The 16,537-nt window shown below is 60.2% G+C and carries 19 protein-coding genes; 10 read left to right on the forward strand and 9 right to left on the reverse strand.

The genetic code is table 11. The features are described 5' to 3' along the window. The first annotated feature begins 23 nt into the window (after positions 1 to 23). Entirely contained in the window at positions 24 to 590 is a 567-nt protein-coding gene (locus ACVWXF_RS08815; RefSeq protein WP_148202776.1) for a hypothetical protein, read from the forward strand. A 5-nt stretch (positions 591 to 595) separates the two neighbouring features. On the opposite strand, the gene ACVWXF_RS08820 is transcribed toward ACVWXF_RS08815, so the two are convergent. After that, the gene (locus ACVWXF_RS08820) at positions 596 to 1,123 is read right to left on the reverse strand and encodes an adenine phosphoribosyltransferase (RefSeq protein ID WP_011434353.1); all 528 of its coding nucleotides are present in this window, start codon (positions 1,121 to 1,123) and stop codon (positions 596 to 598) included. Between the two features lie 210 nt (positions 1,124 to 1,333). Between ACVWXF_RS08820 and ACVWXF_RS08825 the strand changes: the two genes are divergently transcribed. Then, a complete protein-coding gene (locus ACVWXF_RS08825; protein WP_011434354.1) occupies positions 1,334 to 1,771 on the forward strand; it encodes a hypothetical protein in 438 nt (145 codons plus the stop codon). Positions 1,772 to 1,816: 45 nt separating this feature from the next. Here ACVWXF_RS08825 and ACVWXF_RS08830 read toward each other — a convergent pair whose 3' ends face one another. The 6 genes from ACVWXF_RS08830 to thrC all read right to left on the reverse strand — a co-directional run bounded on the left by ACVWXF_RS08830 (position 1,817) and on the right by thrC (position 8,671). Beyond that, positions 1,817 to 3,766 (reverse strand): NHL repeat-containing protein, encoded by a 1,950-nt coding sequence (locus tag ACVWXF_RS08830; protein WP_457474197.1) that lies wholly within the window; start codon positions 3,764 to 3,766, stop codon positions 1,817 to 1,819. Between the two features lie 322 nt (positions 3,767 to 4,088). Beyond that, positions 4,089 to 5,333 carry a C39 family peptidase gene (locus ACVWXF_RS08835; protein WP_457474198.1) on the reverse strand — a complete coding sequence of 415 codons (1,245 nt, stop codon included), beginning with the start codon at positions 5,331 to 5,333 and terminating at the stop codon, positions 4,089 to 4,091. Positions 5,334 to 5,787: 454 nt separating this feature from the next. Beyond that, positions 5,788 to 6,366, reverse strand: coding sequence for a DNA-3-methyladenine glycosylase (locus tag ACVWXF_RS08840; RefSeq protein ID WP_011434357.1), 579 nt, complete (start codon positions 6,364 to 6,366; stop codon positions 5,788 to 5,790). A gap of 26 nt (positions 6,367 to 6,392) precedes the next feature. Then, positions 6,393 to 6,668 carry a ubiquitin-like small modifier protein 1 gene (locus ACVWXF_RS08845; protein ID WP_011434358.1) on the reverse strand — a complete coding sequence of 92 codons (276 nt, stop codon included), beginning with the start codon at positions 6,666 to 6,668 and terminating at the stop codon, positions 6,393 to 6,395. Between the two features lie 36 nt (positions 6,669 to 6,704). Further along, positions 6,705 to 7,226 (reverse strand): fasciclin domain-containing protein, encoded by a 522-nt coding sequence (locus ACVWXF_RS08850; RefSeq protein WP_457474199.1) that lies wholly within the window; start codon positions 7,224 to 7,226, stop codon positions 6,705 to 6,707. Between the two features lie 104 nt (positions 7,227 to 7,330). Next, positions 7,331 to 8,671, reverse strand: coding sequence for a threonine synthase (gene thrC, locus ACVWXF_RS08855; protein WP_457474200.1), 1,341 nt, complete (start codon positions 8,669 to 8,671; stop codon positions 7,331 to 7,333). A gap of 497 nt (positions 8,672 to 9,168) precedes the next feature. Here thrC and mnmG point away from each other — a divergent pair, with 497 nt between their 5' ends. Then, complete coding sequence (gene mnmG, locus ACVWXF_RS08860; protein ID WP_457474201.1) at positions 9,169 to 11,100, forward strand: tRNA uridine-5-carboxymethylaminomethyl(34) synthesis enzyme MnmG; 1,932 nt, start codon at positions 9,169 to 9,171, stop codon at positions 11,098 to 11,100. On the opposite strand, the gene tsaD is transcribed toward mnmG, so the two are convergent. Further along, a complete protein-coding gene (gene tsaD / locus ACVWXF_RS08865) occupies positions 11,064 to 12,158 on the reverse strand; it encodes a tRNA (adenosine(37)-N6)-threonylcarbamoyltransferase complex transferase subunit TsaD (RefSeq protein ID WP_457474202.1) in 1,095 nt (364 codons plus the stop codon). The two genes, mnmG and tsaD, sit on opposite strands and share 37 nt — an antisense overlap. A 195-nt stretch (positions 12,159 to 12,353) precedes the next feature. On the opposite strand from tsaD, the gene ACVWXF_RS08870 reads away from it, so the two are divergent. From ACVWXF_RS08870 to ACVWXF_RS08880, 3 genes are all read left to right on the forward strand, one after another. Continuing rightward, entirely contained in the window at positions 12,354 to 12,899 is a 546-nt protein-coding gene (locus ACVWXF_RS08870) for a Photosystem I reaction center subunit III (protein WP_457474203.1), read from the forward strand. A 44-nt stretch (positions 12,900 to 12,943) separates the two neighbouring features. Next, on the forward strand, positions 12,944 to 13,063 hold the full coding sequence (locus ACVWXF_RS08875; protein WP_011434365.1) for a photosystem I reaction center subunit IX: 120 nt from the start codon (positions 12,944 to 12,946) through the stop codon (positions 13,061 to 13,063). Positions 13,064 to 13,163: 100 nt separating this feature from the next. After that, on the forward strand, positions 13,164 to 13,652 hold the full coding sequence (locus tag ACVWXF_RS08880; protein WP_457403668.1) for a photosystem I reaction center protein subunit XI: 489 nt from the start codon (positions 13,164 to 13,166) through the stop codon (positions 13,650 to 13,652). A 6-nt stretch (positions 13,653 to 13,658) separates the two neighbouring features. On the opposite strand, the gene ACVWXF_RS08885 is transcribed toward ACVWXF_RS08880, so the two are convergent. Further along, positions 13,659 to 13,859, reverse strand: coding sequence for a CsbD family protein (locus tag ACVWXF_RS08885; RefSeq protein ID WP_041436874.1), 201 nt, complete (start codon positions 13,857 to 13,859; stop codon positions 13,659 to 13,661). Between the two features lie 208 nt (positions 13,860 to 14,067). Here ACVWXF_RS08885 and ACVWXF_RS08890 point away from each other — a divergent pair, with 208 nt between their 5' ends. The 4 genes from ACVWXF_RS08890 to ACVWXF_RS08905 are packed head-to-tail and all read left to right on the forward strand — an operon-like array spanning position 14,068 to position 16,266. After that, a complete protein-coding gene (locus ACVWXF_RS08890) occupies positions 14,068 to 14,499 on the forward strand; it encodes a ribonuclease III domain-containing protein (RefSeq protein WP_011434368.1) in 432 nt (143 codons plus the stop codon). A gap of 33 nt (positions 14,500 to 14,532) precedes the next feature. Then, positions 14,533 to 15,669, forward strand: coding sequence for a 23S rRNA (guanosine(2251)-2'-O)-methyltransferase RlmB (gene rlmB, locus ACVWXF_RS08895; RefSeq protein WP_457474204.1), 1,137 nt, complete (start codon positions 14,533 to 14,535; stop codon positions 15,667 to 15,669). 22 nt (positions 15,670 to 15,691) lie between these two features. Continuing rightward, a complete protein-coding gene (locus ACVWXF_RS08900; RefSeq protein WP_457474205.1) occupies positions 15,692 to 15,949 on the forward strand; it encodes a DUF1816 domain-containing protein in 258 nt (85 codons plus the stop codon). Next, on the forward strand, positions 15,949 to 16,266 hold the full coding sequence (locus tag ACVWXF_RS08905; RefSeq protein ID WP_457474206.1) for a 2Fe-2S iron-sulfur cluster-binding protein: 318 nt from the start codon (positions 15,949 to 15,951) through the stop codon (positions 16,264 to 16,266). The genes ACVWXF_RS08900 and ACVWXF_RS08905 overlap by 1 nt, the downstream gene beginning before the upstream one ends. Positions 16,267 to 16,537 lie beyond the last annotated feature (271 nt).

The following is a 16,537-nucleotide window of genomic DNA, read 5'->3' on the forward strand; positions in this document are numbered from 1 at the left end:
TTTGTTTAGCTCTGTGTTGCCTCATGCGCCCCACACCTGAGTTGGCAGCTCTCCTGCGCCGCACCGCGGATCGTATCCAATCCCAACACTGGGGCTTCTGGGACTGGGAGTACTGCTGGCGGGACAGCACCCGCTGCAATTGCGGCCTGTTGGTGCGAGAAGCCCTGGGCTGGGATCGGCAGCAACTCAGCCTGCGCATCCACCGCGGCACCTGGCGCTCCATTGCCCAAACCGCCTACCGAACTGTTGCCCTGGCCTTGAGGGATCCCTGGCAACTGGAGGGGCAGTGCGAGGCCACCGGCCTGCGGCTGGGGTATGTGTTCGAGAAAATGGCAGAGCTGGGGTTCGACCAACCGGAAGACTTTGCCGCCCTGGAGGAGCTGAGCGATCCCGTAATTCTGGCCCGCCTGGCGGAAAAAGGTGTGGAGCCAGCACAGCGCGACCAGGCGATCCATGTGGCGCTTTACATGCGGGAACTGGCGGACTGGATTGACGAACAACTGCAGGCGCAGGCTCAGATCAGCCGCTTGAGCCAACCTTTGCCCAAAACACCAGGGATCCTCGTCCAACAGTCGGTGCACCTTACTTGAGGAACTCAGTTGCCTTCCTCTACCATCACCACATGGGCAGGGATCCCAGGGGGAAGAGCCTTGCAGCCGGACAAAAAGGCCAGCTCGATTAAGAAGGCAAATCCCCCCACCTCAGCGCCGCTCTGGGCCACCAATTGGGCGGTGGCAGCGGCTGTACCCCCGGTGGCAATGACATCATCCACGATCAACACCCGCTCTCCAGGCCGCAGGGCGTGGGCGTGGAGTTGGAGCTGGTCTTGGCCGTATTCCAGGCTGTAAGTCTGGCTGAGCACCGGCGGCGGCAGTTTGCCTGGCTTGCGAACCGGGACAAAGCCCAAGCCCAGGTGTTGTGCCAAAGCAGCCCCTAAAATGAACCCCCGCGACTCGATGCCGACCACATAATCTAGGGATCCCATGCCGGTGGTGCCGGCGGCCAACTGTTCAATAGCCGCCCGGAAGCCTGCCGGATCCTGCAGCAGGGGGGTCATATCCCGAAAGAGGATGCCGGGTCTGGGAAAATCGGGCACCAAGCGAATGAGGGCTCGCAGATCCATCCTGTTTTCCTCGCTGGCCAGTGGCTTGCTGTTCGCGCTATTCGGACGGAGTCCTCAAAGGGCACTCCAAGCAACCCATCATACTCGGTTAGCTTGTGGGCAGATGGGATCCCTTTTGGTCAGTCTGGCAACGGGGAAGATTTTCTATAATTGGCAAGGCTGGGGGCCGCGGCTCACCTGGTCACCCATCTGTGAACTCGGAGACTTCTCATGCGTTATTACATGGCCATCGACTCCAATCCCCTAGCCAGTTTGCCGCTGGCTCTGTTTGGGGTGAGCAGCGAGGCGGCCTATGTCGATCTGCTGCAAGACAAGCTCATTGTGCGGGCGGGCAGCCTGTTCAACGAGACGTTCTCCTTGAGCGAGTTGGGGCGAGGGGAGCGCTTTCCCTGGCCCTGGTACTACGGGGTGGGCGTGCGCACCGATTTTCAGGGGATCGTTGGCCCGGTCACCAGCACCCAAGGGGTAATTGCCATTCCACTGGTGCAGGAAAAGCCTCTTTTTATTCCGTTGCTGGGGCCGGTGGGGCTGCAAGTGCCCTGCAAAAAGCTGGTCTTCAGCCTCAAAGATCCAGACACCTTCCTGGCCAACTTCAATCAGGGTCGCCCAGAGGTGAACGCCGGCCCGAAGAGTGTGGTGATTGAGTAGATGGGGATCCCTGTGAAACCTGAGAGACGGCGGCCTGTCAAGAGCCTACAGAGATCCCCCAGGGGTTGGGGTGACAGGCCCAGAAGCAACGCGGCTTATGCGACGCAAGCCCGGCAAGCCGGCATCCACCACCACCACACTGCCATCCGCTAAGACTACCAAGCCGGCAGGCTGCTCAAACCGGGCTGCCGAGGTGGGGCCATCCTGCCAACCGCGCTGATTCTGTCCGGCCAAGGTGGAAACTTGTCCCCCAGGCTGAAGACGACGAATGCGATGGTTATCTCGGTCGGCCACCCAGAGGTTGCCTGCCGCATCGAAGGCCAGCCCCCCCAGGGTTTGAAAACGGGCCTCTGCCAGGGGGCCATCCCGATAGCCTGGCTCTGCCCCGGAGAGGGTGGTCACTCGTCCGCCAGCAGAGAGCCGGCGCAGGCGATGTCCATCGGCAATCCAGAGGTTCCCCTCCTTATCCACCGCCAGAGCCGTGGGCTGCAGGAGCTGGGCCTGTTCTGCTGGGCCATCGACGGATCCCGGCTGGCCGGTGCCGGCAACCGTGGTCACTTCACCTGCAGGGGTGATGCGGCGGATGCGGCGATTGGCGCGGTCGGCAACGTAGAGGCTGCCATCTGAACCCAAAGCCAGCCCAGATGGCTCCCGGAACTGAGCTCGGTCAAGCCCCCCATCTCGGTATCCGGCTATACAAGTGCCGGCAAAGGTGCTCACCTGTCGTTGCAGGTTGATATAGCGCAGGCAATGGTTGCCGCTGTCGGCCACCCACAATCCCCCCTTGGGATCCCAGAGCAGCCCCTGTGGGGAGTCAAACTGAGCTTGATTGGCTGCTCCGTCGCGGCGGCCTGCTTGGCCTGTGCCGGCCCAAACTTCCAATTCCCCCTCTGGAGACAGCCGGAAGATGCGGTGCTGGGCTCTATCGGCTAAATAGAAGGCTCCTTCAGGATCCACAGCAATGCCGCTGATTTGCTGCAGGTAGATCCTGGACTCGGTGCCGGTGTTATCAGGGGCGTTGCCGACAGGATCTGCCGCGGGCGAGGTGCGGCCATCCAGCAAAGTTTCCACCACCCAGGCCGATGCTGCCGGAGCAGTGGGGGTGGGAGAGGGGCTGGGGGAAGGAGTAGCGGCAGGCCAATCGTAGACCAGAGTGCCCAACCCTTGCCCGGAAGCATCCGCAACAGCAACCCAAACTGAGCCGGAAAGAGAAGAAGGCGGCATCACCACCAAACGGTCACCGCTGCGGGAGCGAATTTCCCCCCTCAGGATGCGCTCGGGATTGGCTGCTGCAGCAAAGAGAACCGTTTCCACCCGCTCCAAATTTTCCCCTGAGAGCAGCAACGGCTGGCCCAGGGTGGGCGCTGCCGAGCTGGTGTGCAGCAGCGGTACCCCCACCTCAGAGAGCACCAACATCGAAAGGCGGCGCTGGCGCTCTGTGTCTTGGGGAGGACGATTGACACTGCCAGAACTCCCAGAGCGGGCAGAAAGGGTCAGGGATCCCTTCCCCTGCGCCAGAGTGGTGGATCCCCGATAGGCGATGGCGCTGAGCTCCGCTTCTCCGGCGGGGGGGTTGGTAAAGGTGAAGGTGGCCGGTTGCCCTGGGCGCAGAGGGGCAGTGGCGGTTTGGCGATAAGTGCCCAGGGTAATGCTCAGGTCGATCCCTTCCACCCCCGGCCAGGTGGGAGTGCGAGCCAGCCAGCGATCCACCTCTGAGGCCGGTAGCTGGGCCACCAGATCGGATCCCTGTTCCTGGAGCAGCAGAACGATGCGGTTGCTGGGCACCGACAAGCCGGCCTGACGCGCTTGCTCAAAAGTGAGAGAAAGCGGGGAGAGAGGGAGAGGAGTTGGAGTTAAAACCGGCTGTAGGGCCGCAGGGGGAAGAACGCTGGGAGACAGACTAGAAGAAGAAAGCTCGCCACAGCCCGAGAGAGCCAGCACCAAGGCACTCAGCGCAGGCCAAGGTGGCGGTGTCAGGGAAGCCCGTCGTGGCATGATGCAGCTCATCCCCTCCCACAAACTGGGAAATGGCGGAAACCCAAACCCCCACGCTTACCTTCATCAGCGTACAAACCGGCGAGAATTGCCCAGCACCCTCTCTGCCGCAGGAGCCACCTCGACCAATGCCTTGGCCCCTGAACCGCATTCCTATTCATGACCAACCATCCTCACCCGCAGGTGAGTCGCACTCCTCACTCCATCTATCCTTACTCAAATCCCCACCGAAAGACCAGATAGCAGTTTCAGCGGCCAGGAAATCATCCAGGCCATAGCGGTAGCGCTGTAAGTCGATGCTGCCCGCGTTCGCCCGGTTCGGCTATAGAGTGGGGACAGGCCACTCTCGCGGATGAATCAAGTAGACGGTACCCCCGGAGTGCTCCAGCCACAAGGACTCCAGCTGTTCGCGGCGGTAGGTACGGCGAACCTCTTCGTTGGTTTTGGCCGCCGGATCGTGGAGGATGGGATCCCCGTGGCTAAACTGCTCCGCACCGCTGCCGCGAGCAAACCCCACCAGCACCGCCAGATGGCCGTTGCTTCTGGGAATTGGCGCCCCTTCCAGTTCTCCCTCGCCCCAGGCATAGCTGAGGACCACCGGAACCCCTGCCGCGATCCAGGCTTCTGCTTGGGCCAAGCTCTCCAGCCGCGCCACCACGCCGGACAAACCCTGCTCGGCAGCATGGGCGACGTTGAAAGCCCAGTTGCCATGGCCCTGGTAAACCCGGTCATACACACCGGCCACTGCTGCGCGCACCAACACCTCACAGGGACGGGGATCCCGCTTCCAGTAGGCCATCACCATCGCCAAAGAGGTGGGGCTACACCAAACCTCTCCCCCATCGGGGTACACCATCTGGGAGCACCAAGGCAGATCCAAGATTTTGCCCCAGCGGCTGGGATCCCCAGGGGATAGGCGGCTGGGCCTGACCGGCTCGTTGGAAATGGCAACTGCCACCTGATCCACAACGGCAGAACGGCCTGGCTCTTGCGTGAACAGGCGCACCCTGACCTGGAAGGCTTCTGCTCCGTTGAGGGTATCCTTGAGCACCAGCAAGTCCGTGTACAGGTTGCCATCCTCATCCCCTTGTCCTTGCACTGAGTGGCTGGCCAGAGTCAAGGGATCCGCAGCCCATACCCCGCCGTGATACCACTTTGTCCAGCGGTCTGAAAGCTTGGCCCGAATCCACAGTTCCAACCAGGTGCCGGGGGGCGTGGTGGCATTCCAGGAAGCGATTGCCCCGACCATAGGGAAGCTGGTGGGGACTGCTGGGCTGGTGGCTTCTCCCACCCAGTAGGGGCCAAGGGGATAGAAAGGGCGTCCCCGTTCGCGTAAGCGGTGCGGAGCATTATCGCGTAAGCGGGACGGAGTCCTTAGCGCCACCTCAGGCTCTTCAAGGCTGACTTCTTGCCGCAAACCCTCTGGATCCAAGACCAATTGCCCTCGGGCGTTCAGGCAGATCCCTTGGGTTGACCAGTCCTGAAACCCCTGAGCTTCTCCCGCCCGCCAGCGCTGAAACCCGGTGCGATAGGTGAAGTGGGTCTGGGCTTGCATCGTCAAGAGCATGACTCTAGTCAATAATAAGCTCAACTATACTGAAAATAATGTATAATATGTTCAGTACGGATTACTACCAGTTGATCTTTCTGTTTACTTTCGAGTCTGCCAACATGGTAGCCAAAGCAAAGCAGAAAATTGGTAGTAAGACGACACGGAAACTGCGCTTTGGGTATTCTACTCAAAGCTTTGCGGGATACCGCCATTCTGTTTGGACTCCGTCCCGCTAACGCGAATGGAAACAAACAGAATGCTATCGCTGCATAGTTGAACAGTGATGTTCAGCAGTGTTCAGCGTAAATGTATCAGTCCTGGAAAAGTTGGAACAGGCTGGGCCAACGTGGGCAACCCCAGCAAGAGCAGCACAACCCCGCTGACCAGCCCAGGCAGCCCCTGCCGTTCGCGCAAGCGGGACGGAGTCCTTTAGCCACTGCCTTCTGCGAGCATTGTCCGCCTGCCCCCACTAATAGCGCGACACCGCCGGATGTCCACCAATGTACCAGCGCCAGGGGATCTCGGCTCCTTGGGTGATGCCGATGCGGGTGGTTTGGACGATGGACAACTGCGTTTGCCAAGAGGGGGATCCCTCCAGCCAAATGCCTTCCTGGCCGGCTTCCGCCCGCTCTAGCCGCCAGCCGTTGTGGGATCCGTCGATGCGCAGTGCTTGACAGAGCAGGCCCGGCCCCGCCGCCGCCCGTGCTGGCTGATTCTGTTTGTTGGCCGGGATCCAGTCTGGCAGGCGATCCAACTGAGCTGCCCGGATCAGAACCGCCGCCGGGATCCCTTCTGGCTCGGTAACGATATTTAGACAGTGGTAGAGGCCGTAGATGCGATAGATGTAGAGATGCCCTGGCGGGCCAAACATGACCTGGTTGCGTTGGGTCTTGCGGCGGTAGGCATGGCAGGCCGGATCCCCGGCTGTATAGGCTTCCGTCTCCACGATCTGGGCCCGCACCTGCAGCCCATCGGCAAATTGCCGCACCAGAACCATGCCCAGCAAGGCAGGTGCCACCAGCGGGGCCGGCTGGCTCAACCACTCCACAGCGTCCACGGCAGGCTTGGCAGCCCTCAGCCCCCAGCAACGGCAGGGACGATGCTCACCTCATCCCCATCTTGCAGAGGGGTGTCACATCCCTTGAGGAAGCGAATGTCTTCGCTGTTCACATAAAAGTTGACGAAGCGGCGCAATTCCCCCTTCTCATCGCACAGCCGCGCCTTAATCCCCGGACAGCGTTGTTCCAAAGCATCCAACAATTCGCGGATGGTGGATCCCTCGCAATTCACCACCCCCTGATCCTGGGTGAGCGCCCGCAGCGTGTTGGGAATCAGCACCTTGACTGCCATAGCCCAATGCCTCGTCCATTAACCAACATCAAAAAACTAGGGTAGCAGCACCCCATCGATGCCGTGAATCACGCCGTTGGAAACTGGAATATCCGCCAGGTTCACGTTAGCCCCGTTGACCTGGATGCTGCCATCGGATCCCACCTGCACCTGCAGCGGCAGCCCTGCCAAGGTGGTCAGAGTGGTCGATTGGCCGGGCCGCAGGTCAAACGAGGTAATCCGCCCTGGCACCACATGATACGTGAGAATGCGGGTGAGCTGAGCCCGGCTGGCCGGCTGCAACAGCGTCTCCACCGTACCCGGCGGCAGTTGCCCAAAGGCCACATCGGAAGGGGCAAAGACCGTGAACGGCCCCGGCCCTGCCAACGCCGTATTCAGGCCCGTCGCCCGCAAAGCTGCCGCCAGCGTCGAGTAGCTGCTGGGCAAAGTTTCCAGCTCAACGGCAATGGTGTTTAGCCCTTGAGGCTGGGCCGCAGGAGCAAAGACAAGCGGGGCCACTACAGCCGCCAACGGGATCCAACGGCGAACAAGGCGTTGAACAGAAGGAAAGATAGGCATTGTGCAAAGCTCCTGAGCCAATAGGTCTACGCCAGGGATCTTAACAGTTCTTCATTAAGATTCTGTTAAGAGGCAATGGAGAGGGTCTTCCCTGCAAACCGAGTTCATACTGATGCCTCCTGCCAGTCCAGCCGCTCCAGGGTGCGGGCCCGCTCCAAAGCCTGTTCAAAGCTCTCCAGCCTGGGCGAGATCACCAGCGGATGGCCTACGTGGGCTTGAACCGCCTCCTGGGTCTTCAGACCGTTGCCAGTAATGTAGGCTACTGTAACCGCCTCGGGATCAAGTTGGCCGGACTCTGCTAGGCGTTTGAGCACGGCAATGGTGGTGCCGCCGGCGGTTTCGGTGAAGATGCCTTCGGTCTCGGCCAGGAGCTTAATGCCGGCGATGATCTCGGGATCCGTGGCCGTTGCGATCTGCCCACCGGTTCTGCGGGCAATGTCCAGGGCGTAGATCCCGTCGGCAGGGTTGCCGATGGCGATGGATTTGGCGATGGTATTGGGCTTAACAGGGCTGACAAAATCCCGTCCCTCGCGGAAGGCTTGGGCAATGGGCGAACATCCCTGCGCCTGGGCGCCGTGGAAGGTGACCGGCTTATCCGCCACCAGCCCCACCTTCACAAACTCCTGGAAGCCTTTATAAACCTTGGTGTACAGGGATCCCGAGGCCAGCGGGATCACTACCTGATCCGGCAGTTGCCAGCCCAGTTGCTCCACCACCTCATAGGCCAGGGTTTTGGAGCCTTCCGAGTAGTAGGGGCGCAGGTTGATATTGACGAAGCCCCAGCCGTAGCGATCCGCCACCTCGGCGCAGAGGCGGTTCACCTGGTCGTAGTTGCCCTCCACCGCCATGACGGTGGGGTTGTAAATCAGGGATCCCAGCACCTTGCCCGCTTCTAAGTCCGCCGGGATGAAGATGGTGCAGTCCAAGCCGGCGTGGGCGGCAATGGCAGCCGTGGAGTTGGCCAAGTTGCCCGTGCTGGCGCAAGAGACGGTGGTAAAGCCCAGCTCCTTGGCACGGGTCAGCGCCACCGACACCACCCGATCCTTGAAGCTGAGGGTGGGCATGTTGACGGCATCGTTCTTGATGTAAAGATTTTTCAATCCCAGCCGCCGACCCAGCCGCTCCGCTTTGATCAGAGGGGTCAGGCCCGTGCCCACATCAATGGGCTTCTCAGAAGTCACCGGCAGAAAAGGCCGATAGCGCCAGATGGAATGCGGCCCGGCCTGGATGCTCTGACGGCTAACCGTGCGCTTCAGCCAGTCGTAGTCATAAGCCACTTCCAGGGGGCCGAAACACAGCTCACAAACATGCTTGGCGACCGGCTCATACTCGGCGCCACACTCCCGACAGCGCAAACGGCTGAAGCCCACCTTGGAGCTGTGCAAGGCAGAGGCCAACGGGGAATCGGCAGGGCTGAGCGGGCGTTCGGAAAGAGTTTGGGACATGGGCAGCCTCAAGGTGAAGGAAAGGGTGGGCGCTGGATTGAACTTACCTATCGTTGGGGGAAATCTTATCACCCGCAATCTGCCGCGTCAACTAAACCCGACTAAAATAGTCTGGATTAGATCCGGTTGAGGATAATGGAATCGGTGCTTGGCTCTCTCAGGCGGGCTGTCTGGTGTTTGTATGAGCCGCAATATCCCTTGGGCGACTCTGCCCTTTCCTCTGGGATCCCCTGCTATCGGCAGCCTTGGGGGAGCTGATCCCAGCGCCCTGAGGTCTCTTCAACTCTTCAATCAGGTGACTTAGGCTGGGAACTGAGCCTCTACCCAACTTTATTTCCCAGGGCAACAGAAAACTTTCCCTACTGCTCTGCCTGCCTCAGGCCGGTCGCAAATAACCCTATCCGTTGCCGCCATCGCTAAGCTGGATAAGCGAGCTGAAATAACCTGAAAATTAAAAGACCGGGGATCCCGGCTATTCATTTTGGAATTGCCACCCTATGCTCAGAGTTGGACGGGACAGCATTGATTTTCTCGATCACTACGATGTGGTGGTGGTTGGCGGGGGGCACTCCGGCTGTGAGGCAGCATTGGCGGCAGCGCGGCTGGGCTGTAACACCCTCATGCTGACGTTGAATCTGGACAAGATCGCCTGGCAACCCTGTAACCCTGCCGTCGGCGGCCCGGCCAAATCGCAGCTGGTGCACGAAATCGATGCTCTCGGCGGCGAGATGGGCAAAGTTACCGACCGCACCTATTTGCAAAAGCGGGTGCTCAACCGTTCGCGGGGGCCGGCAGTGTGGGCGCTGCGGGCGCAAACCGACAAACGGGAATATGCGCGGGTGATGCGCTCGGTGGTGGAAAACCAGCCTAACCTGACGATTCGCGAGGGCACTGTCACCGATTTGGTGTTGGGGCGCAACGACGAGGTGGTGGGCGTGGTCACCCATTTCGGCACCATCTTCGGCTGTCGGGCGGTGATCCTGACCACCGGCACGTTTTTGGGGGGGCGCATCTGGATTGGTCGCCACTGGCAAGCTGCCGGACGGGCAGGGGAATTTGCCGTGGAAGGGCTGACCGACACCCTGCGCCAACTGGGCTTTGAAACGGGCCGGCTGAAAACCGGCACCCCTGCCCGCGTGGATCGGCGCAGCGTGGATTTTTCGGTCATGGAGCGGCAACCGGGGGATCCCGATGTGCGCTGGTTTAGCTTCGACCCCGAGGTGTGGGTGCCAAGGGAGCAGATGGATTGCTACTTGACCCGCACCACCCCAGAGACCCACCGCATCATCCGGGAAAATCTCCACGAAACCCCTGTCTATGGCGGCTGGGTGGAGGCCAAAGGGCCCCGCTACTGCCCCAGCATCGAAGACAAGATTGTCCGCTTTGCCGACAAGGAAAGCCATCAGATTTTTATTGAGCCGGAAGGGCGGGATCTGCCGGAGCTCTACATCCAGGGGTTCTCCACGGGGATGCCTGAGAAAATCCAGATCCAGATGTTGCGCTCCTTGCCTGGCCTGGAGCGGTGCGTCATGCTGCGGCCTGCCTATGCGGTGGAATACGACTATCTGCCGGCCACCCAGCTCTACCCCACTCTGATGACCAAAAAGGTGCAGGGGTTGTTTTGCGCCGGCCAGATCAACGGCACCACCGGCTACGAAGAGGCGGCAGCTCAGGGGCTCATAGCCGGGATCAACGCCGCCCGCCTGGTTCAAGGCAAGCCCCTGGTCACCCTGCCGCGGGAGTCCAGCTACATCGGCACCCTCATCGACGATCTCTGCACCAAAGAACTGCGGGAGCCCTACCGCATGCTCACCAGCCGCTCCGAATACCGCCTCATCCTGCGCTCCGACAATGCCGACCAACGGCTCACCCCCCTGGGGCGAGAATGGGGCTTGATCGATGACCGGCGCTGGGCCCTGTTCCAAGCCAAGCAAGCGCGCATTGCCGCAGAAATCGAGCGCCTGGAAACGCAGCGGGTGAAGGCCCACGACCTGGCCGGCATCCAACTAAGCCAACTGACGGGGCAGGGGATCAAGGGATCCGCCACCCTGGCCGAGATCTTGCGCCGCAACCAGATTCACTACTCCCATCTCCTGGAACTGGGGCTGGGGGATGCGGAGCTGGATCCCTTTGAGCAGGAAGCAGCGGAAATTGCCGTCAAATACAGCGGCTACATCCAGCGGCAGCAGAGCCAAATTGAGCAGGTGAGCAAGCAGTACCACCGCCCTCTGCCCCCCGATCTGGACTACCACTCCATCCCCACCCTCTCCAAAGAGTCGCGGGATAAGCTCTCGGCGGTGCGCCCGCTAACCGTGGGCCAGGCGGCCCGCATCGGCGGTGTCAACCCCGCCGACATCAACGCGCTGCTCATCTACCTTGAGGTGAGGCAACGTCAGAGGGCGGCGGATCCCGTCTGTTCTTCTCTGTGAGCTCCGCCCCCACCCAGGTAGAGGGAAGGGATCCCTTCTAGGGGCATGCGCGAGGCTACCCCCAGCTCCAGCGGCGAGACCTCCCCCCGCAGCCAGTGGCAGAGCCCAGCTGCCCCAATCATGGCGGCATTGTCGGTGCAGAGGGCTAGAGGCGGGATCACCACCCGCAACCCCCTTTGCCGGGCTGCTTCTGTGAGGCGGGCCCTCAGCTCCCGATTGGCAGCTACCCCTCCCGTCAGCAGCAGCGTCGAGAGGCCCAGCGCCTCGGCGCAGGCCACTGCCTTTTCGGTGAGCACATGGGTCAGACAGGCCTGGAAGCTGGCGGCAATGTCGGCAATGGGCAACTCCTGGCCTTGCTGCTGCAACTGCTGGACTAGGCGCAACACCGCCGTTTTTAGGCCGCTGAAGCTTGTGTCGTAGGGATGCTCCACTTTGCCCTCGGGCAGGGGAAAGCGCTGCGGATCCCCCTGCTGAGCCCAGCGGTCAATCTGCGGTCCCCCCGGATAGCCCAGCCCCAGCAGCCGCGCCACTTTGTCAAACGCTTCGCCGGCAGCATCGTCGCGGGTGCGACCCACCGTCTGGTACTGCCCGTAGTCCTTCATCCAGATCAAGCTGGTGTGGCCCCCCGACACCAAAAGGCAGAGGCAGGGGGGGCGCAGATCGGGCTCGGCCAAAAAGCCGCTAAAGAGATGGCCCTCCAGATGGTGCACCCCGATCAGGGGCTTGTCGTGGAGCAAAGCCAAGGTCTTGGCCCCCATCAGCCCCACCAGCAGGGATCCCACCAGGCCCGGCGCACAAGTTACGGCAATGGCATCTACCTCGGCCACCTCCAATCCGGCCTGCTGCAGAGCAGCCTCCAGCACAAAGGGCAGAGTTTCCACATGCTGCCGTGAGGCCACCTCCGGCACCACGCCCCCGTAGGCCGCATGGAGGTCGATTTGGCTGGCCACCACCGAGCTGAGCTGCCGCGGGGCAAACCCCGGCCAGGCTGCATCCGCCGCCACCACAGCCACAGCCGTTTCGTCACAACTGGTTTCGATGGCAAGGACGCGGGGCATGGGAGAGCAAGCTGGGGAAAGGAATAGGAAAGCCTTGGGATCCTTAAATTAAGAATTGTGTGAGCTAAAACTCAGGATCCGTCGGGGCGAGGCGCTCAGGAGTATGATACTAACCGTTTGGTGCCTGTTTCTGCACTTAGCATCCCTTAGCATTTGGACAGATCTTAGACCCCTACCTCAAGGACACATCCTGCTATGCGAACCTTTTTAAGCCTTCTTTTGGCCCTTTGCATTGCGCTTGGCCTCGCCCAATCTGTGCAGGCAGAGCCCTTGATTGGTCTGAAACCTTGCAGCGAAGTTCCCGCCTTTCAGGCTCTGATGAACGAACGCCTGAGCGGCCTAGAGGAGAAGATCCTCAACGCCAGCCCTGCTATGGCTCCCGTCTACCAGCAAAAGCTGGCCCAAACCAGCAAGCGCTTTGAGCGCTACAGCAAGCTGCTCTGCGGCGAAGAGGGCCTGCCCCACCTGGTTACAGATGGTCGGTTGAACCATGCGGGCGAGTTTCTCATCCCCGGCCTGCTCTTCCTGTATATTGCCGGTTGGCTGGGCTGGGCGGGGCGTTCTTATCTGATTGCCGTGCGGAATAGCGACGAACCGGAGATGAAAGAAAGCATCATCGACGTTCCCTTGGCGCTGCGCTGTTTCCTCACGGCTTTGGCTTGGCCTGCTGCTGCTTTCAAGGAGATTGCCAGCGGCGAAATTCAAGAGCCGGAAGCGGCTGTGCCCATCTCGCCCCGCTGAGCCTGGCTTTCCAACTCGATCTGTTCAACTTTTGAGAGGCATCTATGGCTGATTTCACCAAGTTTCTCACCACTGCTCCGGTGGCATTTATCCTGTTTTCCAGCTTTGTTTTTGCCCTGTTCATCGAGATCAATCGCTTCTTCCCCGACATTTTGACGTTCTGAGTGTAGGCCAGGGATCCCCAGCGCGACCTACGCCCGGTGGGATCCCTGCTTTTTTAGGCTTTTTTCCATCCTCCTTTGAACTGGACACAGAGTTGCTGAAATGGTCGAACCCAATGCCGATCCTGCTCCGTTGAATAGGTTGAACATGAATAAGGGATACGTCACCGTCCCTGAGGGAGATCCGCAAATTGGGGATCTCTGGACACCGATCAACCACGCGCCTGTTGTCCGGCTGTTGATCGACTGGCTGCCCATCAACCGACCGGGATTGAGTTCCATTTGGCGGGGCTTGGAAATCGGTATGGCCCACGGCTATTGGCTGGTAGGCCCCTTTGCCAAGCTGGGGCCGCTGCGCAACGAGCCCATCGGTCTGCTGAGCGGCTTTTTGGGAGCCTGTGGCCTGATCCTGATCCTGACGGCGGCCCTTTCTCTCTACGGCTCTGTCACCTCGCAGCGCAACATAGGGCCGGTAGGGGGATCCCAATCTTGGAGCGAATTGGCCGCTGGCTTTTTGGTAGGGGGTATGGGGGGGGCGGTCGTCGCCTACCTGCTTTTGCTGAATGCAGATCTCCTTGTCCCCGCATCTTAACTGGAGCTATTGGCCATCCGTTGGATCATCCACAACGTCTTTAATCGCTTCTCGAGCATCCTCGACTCCAGGGTGGGTGGCTGCCTTTGTTTGCTCGGCCTTACCTTCCAGCCTTTCACGCTGATCGCTGGCCAGCTCACCCACAATTTCTTGGATTTTGCTCTCCAGATTCTTGGCAGTAACTCCAACTGGCTTTTCAAGGCTCATAACATCAGCCCCTTAACCGGCTTTGCCCTGTCTACTCGATAGCACCTTTTCTCTCTGGGCCTCGTGATCCAAATCACCTGCAAGGGGGGAAAGAGCGCGAGTCAGGCTAGCAGACCAGAGGAAGCTTGTCTTAGCATGGACTGAATCCTGCAATGAGCCGATGACAGCGGTTCTAGACATTTTTTCTGCCTATCTTTCGTGAGCTGCTGTGAACGATCTGCTGTTCGAGCCCACTTCCGAAAGGCCCTCCTTGGCCGAGATTCGCCGCCTATCGCCCGCAGCCTTGGCCTACTTGGGAGACGCCATTTACGAACTGCATGTGCGGCGGCAACGGCTATTTCCTCCGGATCGACTGGAGCGCTATCATCAGCAGGTGGTGAGGCGGGTGCGCGGCTCGGCTCAGGCTAAGCTGCTGTTGGCCCTGTTGCCCCATCTCAACCCCGAAGAGCAGGAAATTGTCCGCTGGGGTCGCAATGGCTGCGGTCGCCCACCCCGGCATCTGCCTCTGGCCGATTACCAAAACGCCAGCGGCCTGGAAACAGTTCTGGGCTATCTCTACCTGGCCAATCCCGAACGCCTGCGCCATATCCTCGCCCTCACTGATGTTTTGGCTGAGACCCTAGGCGAGTGGGAAGGTTAGGATAGTCTTTCCGTCTTTCCATCTTCCACGCCCATGCCCAAGACTTCTCAGCGCAAACCTGCTTCACGGCTGTCTCGCTCGGGCAAACTGCAGCCGCGAAGGGCAGGGCAATCCGTTAGCAAGCGGGTACAGCGGCCCAAACGCCGAGACGGGGATCCCAAGCTTGCCCTCCGAGAGGCTCCGGTGAAGCCCATCCGCCGCAACGCACAGCGGCAGTGGCCCCAAGGCAAGATGGCTCCTCAACCAGTAGGCGAGCTGGATCCCGGCCTCTCCACTGGCGAGACAGGGATCTTGCCAGGGGAAGTTCAGCCTCAGGCCGACGGGAATCCGGAGACCGACCTGGAGCAAGAGATTATCTACGGTCGCCAGACAGTACTGGCTGCTTTGAAAAGTCAAGCCACCCTCAATCGGGTTTGGATCTTGCCGAAGTTGCGCTACAGCCCCCAATTTTTGTCTCTGTTGGAAGAAGCCAAAGCGCGGGGCACCGTTATCGACGAAGTGTCTCCAAAGCGGCTGAACGCCCTCACGGCTGGCGCCAACCACCAGGGTATCGCTGCCCAAGCCACGCCTTATCAGTACGTGGCCCTGGAGGATTTGGTGGAAAGAAGCCGGCAGGCCAGCCCCAATCCAGTGCTGGTAGTCCTAGACGGGATCCAGGATCCCCATAACTTGGGAGCCATTGCCCGTAGTGTGGAGGCTTTTGGCATGCAGGGGATGGTGATCCCACAACGGCGGGCAGCAGGGGTAACCTCGACGGTGATGAAGGTAGCGGCGGGAGCCCTCTCCACCTTGCCGGTGGCGCGGGTGGTGAATTTGAATCGGGCTTTGGAATACCTCAAAGAGCAGGGGTTTTGGGTTTATGGCACCACCAGCCGAGGGACTGACCTCATCTATAGAGCCGATTTTCAACGGCCCATTGCCTTGGTGGTGGGATCCGAGGGGGAGGGGATTAGCCTGCTCACACAGCGCCATTGTGACCAACTGCTGTCCATTCCCTTGGCAGGCCGTACTGAAAGCTTGAATGCTTCTGTGGCCGCCGGCATTGCCCTCTACGAAATCCACCGGCAGCGCTCTCCCCACCACCTCAAACGCCCTGAGGTTGATACATTCCTCAACAAATCGTCAATAAAAGTAGTAGAATCTAGGGGATTGCAAAAGGACATCCAATGATTGCTAGACTTGATAATGGGGGATGGATCCCGTGAGCAACCTTTTGGCCAATCTGTTGGATAAGCTGCGCGGCCTATCGGTCTGGATCGAGATCACCACCGAGGACTGTACCTACTACTACGGCCCCTTCTCCGATGAAGCTGAGGCGGAGCGGCTCAAAGACCACTACATCGCCGACCTGCAAAAGGAAGGAGCCAAAAAGATCCAGGCTCTGGTGAAGAAAATGCGCCAGCCACAGTCTCTGACGGTGACCCGTACTCCGTCGGGAGCCCGTTCCTGATGTCTGCTACGGCTTATCAAGTAACCCTTCATCACCGCGGCCAAACCTGCCGCTTCCCTGCCTCTGCGGATCAGACGGTTTTACAAGCTGCTCTTGAACACGGGATAGAGCTACCTTCCTCTTGTCAGGCGGGGGTTTGCACCACCTGTGCGGGGCGGCTGAAGTCGGGATCTGTGACTCAGACAGAGGCAATGGGGATTGGCCCAGAACTGCAGGCCCAAGGGTTTGTGCTGCTGTGTGTAGCCTATGCTACCTCTGATTTGGAGGTGGAGACCGATCAAGAGGAGGAGGTTTACCGTTTGCAGTTTGGCTCCTAACCGTGCCGGATTTCTGTTCAGGTCTACTTGTTAGCTTATGGGGGTGTGGGGGTAGCTAAGCCCCGCACTGTACCCGTAGGGTCAGTGCCGAGATACAGATACCCCCACATGGTGTATGATAGGAGTAGTTGCACAAAACGGCTTTTGCCGGAATCTGGTGCAACTACGCGGTAGGACATTCCGTGTCTGCTCGTGGAGGGTTCTTGCGTAGGCTCCCCGATGAAGCGAGAAGCCCGCTCCGTACTGCCAGCAGTCGGGGTCGGGAGTATGT

This window comes from Thermostichus sp. MS-CIW-40, from assembly GCF_054058315.1.

What these genes read in the sequence shown, in the direction of transcription:
- ACVWXF_RS08815 (WP_148202776.1), top strand. Translation starts at nt 24, where the DNA reads ATGCGCCCCACACCTGAGTTGGCAGCTCTCCTGCGCCGCACCGCGGAT.
- ACVWXF_RS08820 (WP_011434353.1), bottom strand. Translation starts at nt 1,123, where the DNA reads ATGGATCTGCGAGCCCTCATTCGCTTGGTGCCCGATTTTCCCAGACCC.
- ACVWXF_RS08825 (WP_011434354.1), top strand. Translation starts at nt 1,334, where the DNA reads ATGCGTTATTACATGGCCATCGACTCCAATCCCCTAGCCAGTTTGCCG.
- ACVWXF_RS08830 (WP_457474197.1), bottom strand. Translation starts at nt 3,766, where the DNA reads ATGCCACGACGGGCTTCCCTGACACCGCCACCTTGGCCTGCGCTGAGT.
- ACVWXF_RS08835 (WP_457474198.1), bottom strand. Translation starts at nt 5,333, where the DNA reads ATGCTCTTGACGATGCAAGCCCAGACCCACTTCACCTATCGCACCGGG.
- ACVWXF_RS08845 (WP_011434358.1), bottom strand. Translation starts at nt 6,668, where the DNA reads ATGGCAGTCAAGGTGCTGATTCCCAACACGCTGCGGGCGCTCACCCAG.
- ACVWXF_RS08850 (WP_457474199.1), bottom strand. Translation starts at nt 7,226, where the DNA reads ATGCCTATCTTTCCTTCTGTTCAACGCCTTGTTCGCCGTTGGATCCCG.
- thrC (WP_457474200.1), bottom strand. Translation starts at nt 8,671, where the DNA reads ATGTCCCAAACTCTTTCCGAACGCCCGCTCAGCCCTGCCGATTCCCCG.
- mnmG (WP_457474201.1), top strand. Translation starts at nt 9,169, where the DNA reads ATGCTCAGAGTTGGACGGGACAGCATTGATTTTCTCGATCACTACGAT.
- tsaD (WP_457474202.1), bottom strand. Translation starts at nt 12,158, where the DNA reads ATGCCCCGCGTCCTTGCCATCGAAACCAGTTGTGACGAAACGGCTGTG.
- ACVWXF_RS08870 (WP_457474203.1), top strand. Translation starts at nt 12,354, where the DNA reads ATGCGAACCTTTTTAAGCCTTCTTTTGGCCCTTTGCATTGCGCTTGGC.
- ACVWXF_RS08875 (WP_011434365.1), top strand. Translation starts at nt 12,944, where the DNA reads ATGGCTGATTTCACCAAGTTTCTCACCACTGCTCCGGTGGCATTTATC.
- ACVWXF_RS08880 (WP_457403668.1), top strand. Translation starts at nt 13,164, where the DNA reads ATGGTCGAACCCAATGCCGATCCTGCTCCGTTGAATAGGTTGAACATG.
- ACVWXF_RS08885 (WP_041436874.1), bottom strand. Translation starts at nt 13,859, where the DNA reads ATGAGCCTTGAAAAGCCAGTTGGAGTTACTGCCAAGAATCTGGAGAGC.
- rlmB (WP_457474204.1), top strand. Translation starts at nt 14,533, where the DNA reads ATGCCCAAGACTTCTCAGCGCAAACCTGCTTCACGGCTGTCTCGCTCG.
- ACVWXF_RS08900 (WP_457474205.1), top strand. Translation starts at nt 15,692, where the DNA reads ATGGATCCCGTGAGCAACCTTTTGGCCAATCTGTTGGATAAGCTGCGC.
- ACVWXF_RS08905 (WP_457474206.1), top strand. Translation starts at nt 15,949, where the DNA reads ATGTCTGCTACGGCTTATCAAGTAACCCTTCATCACCGCGGCCAAACC.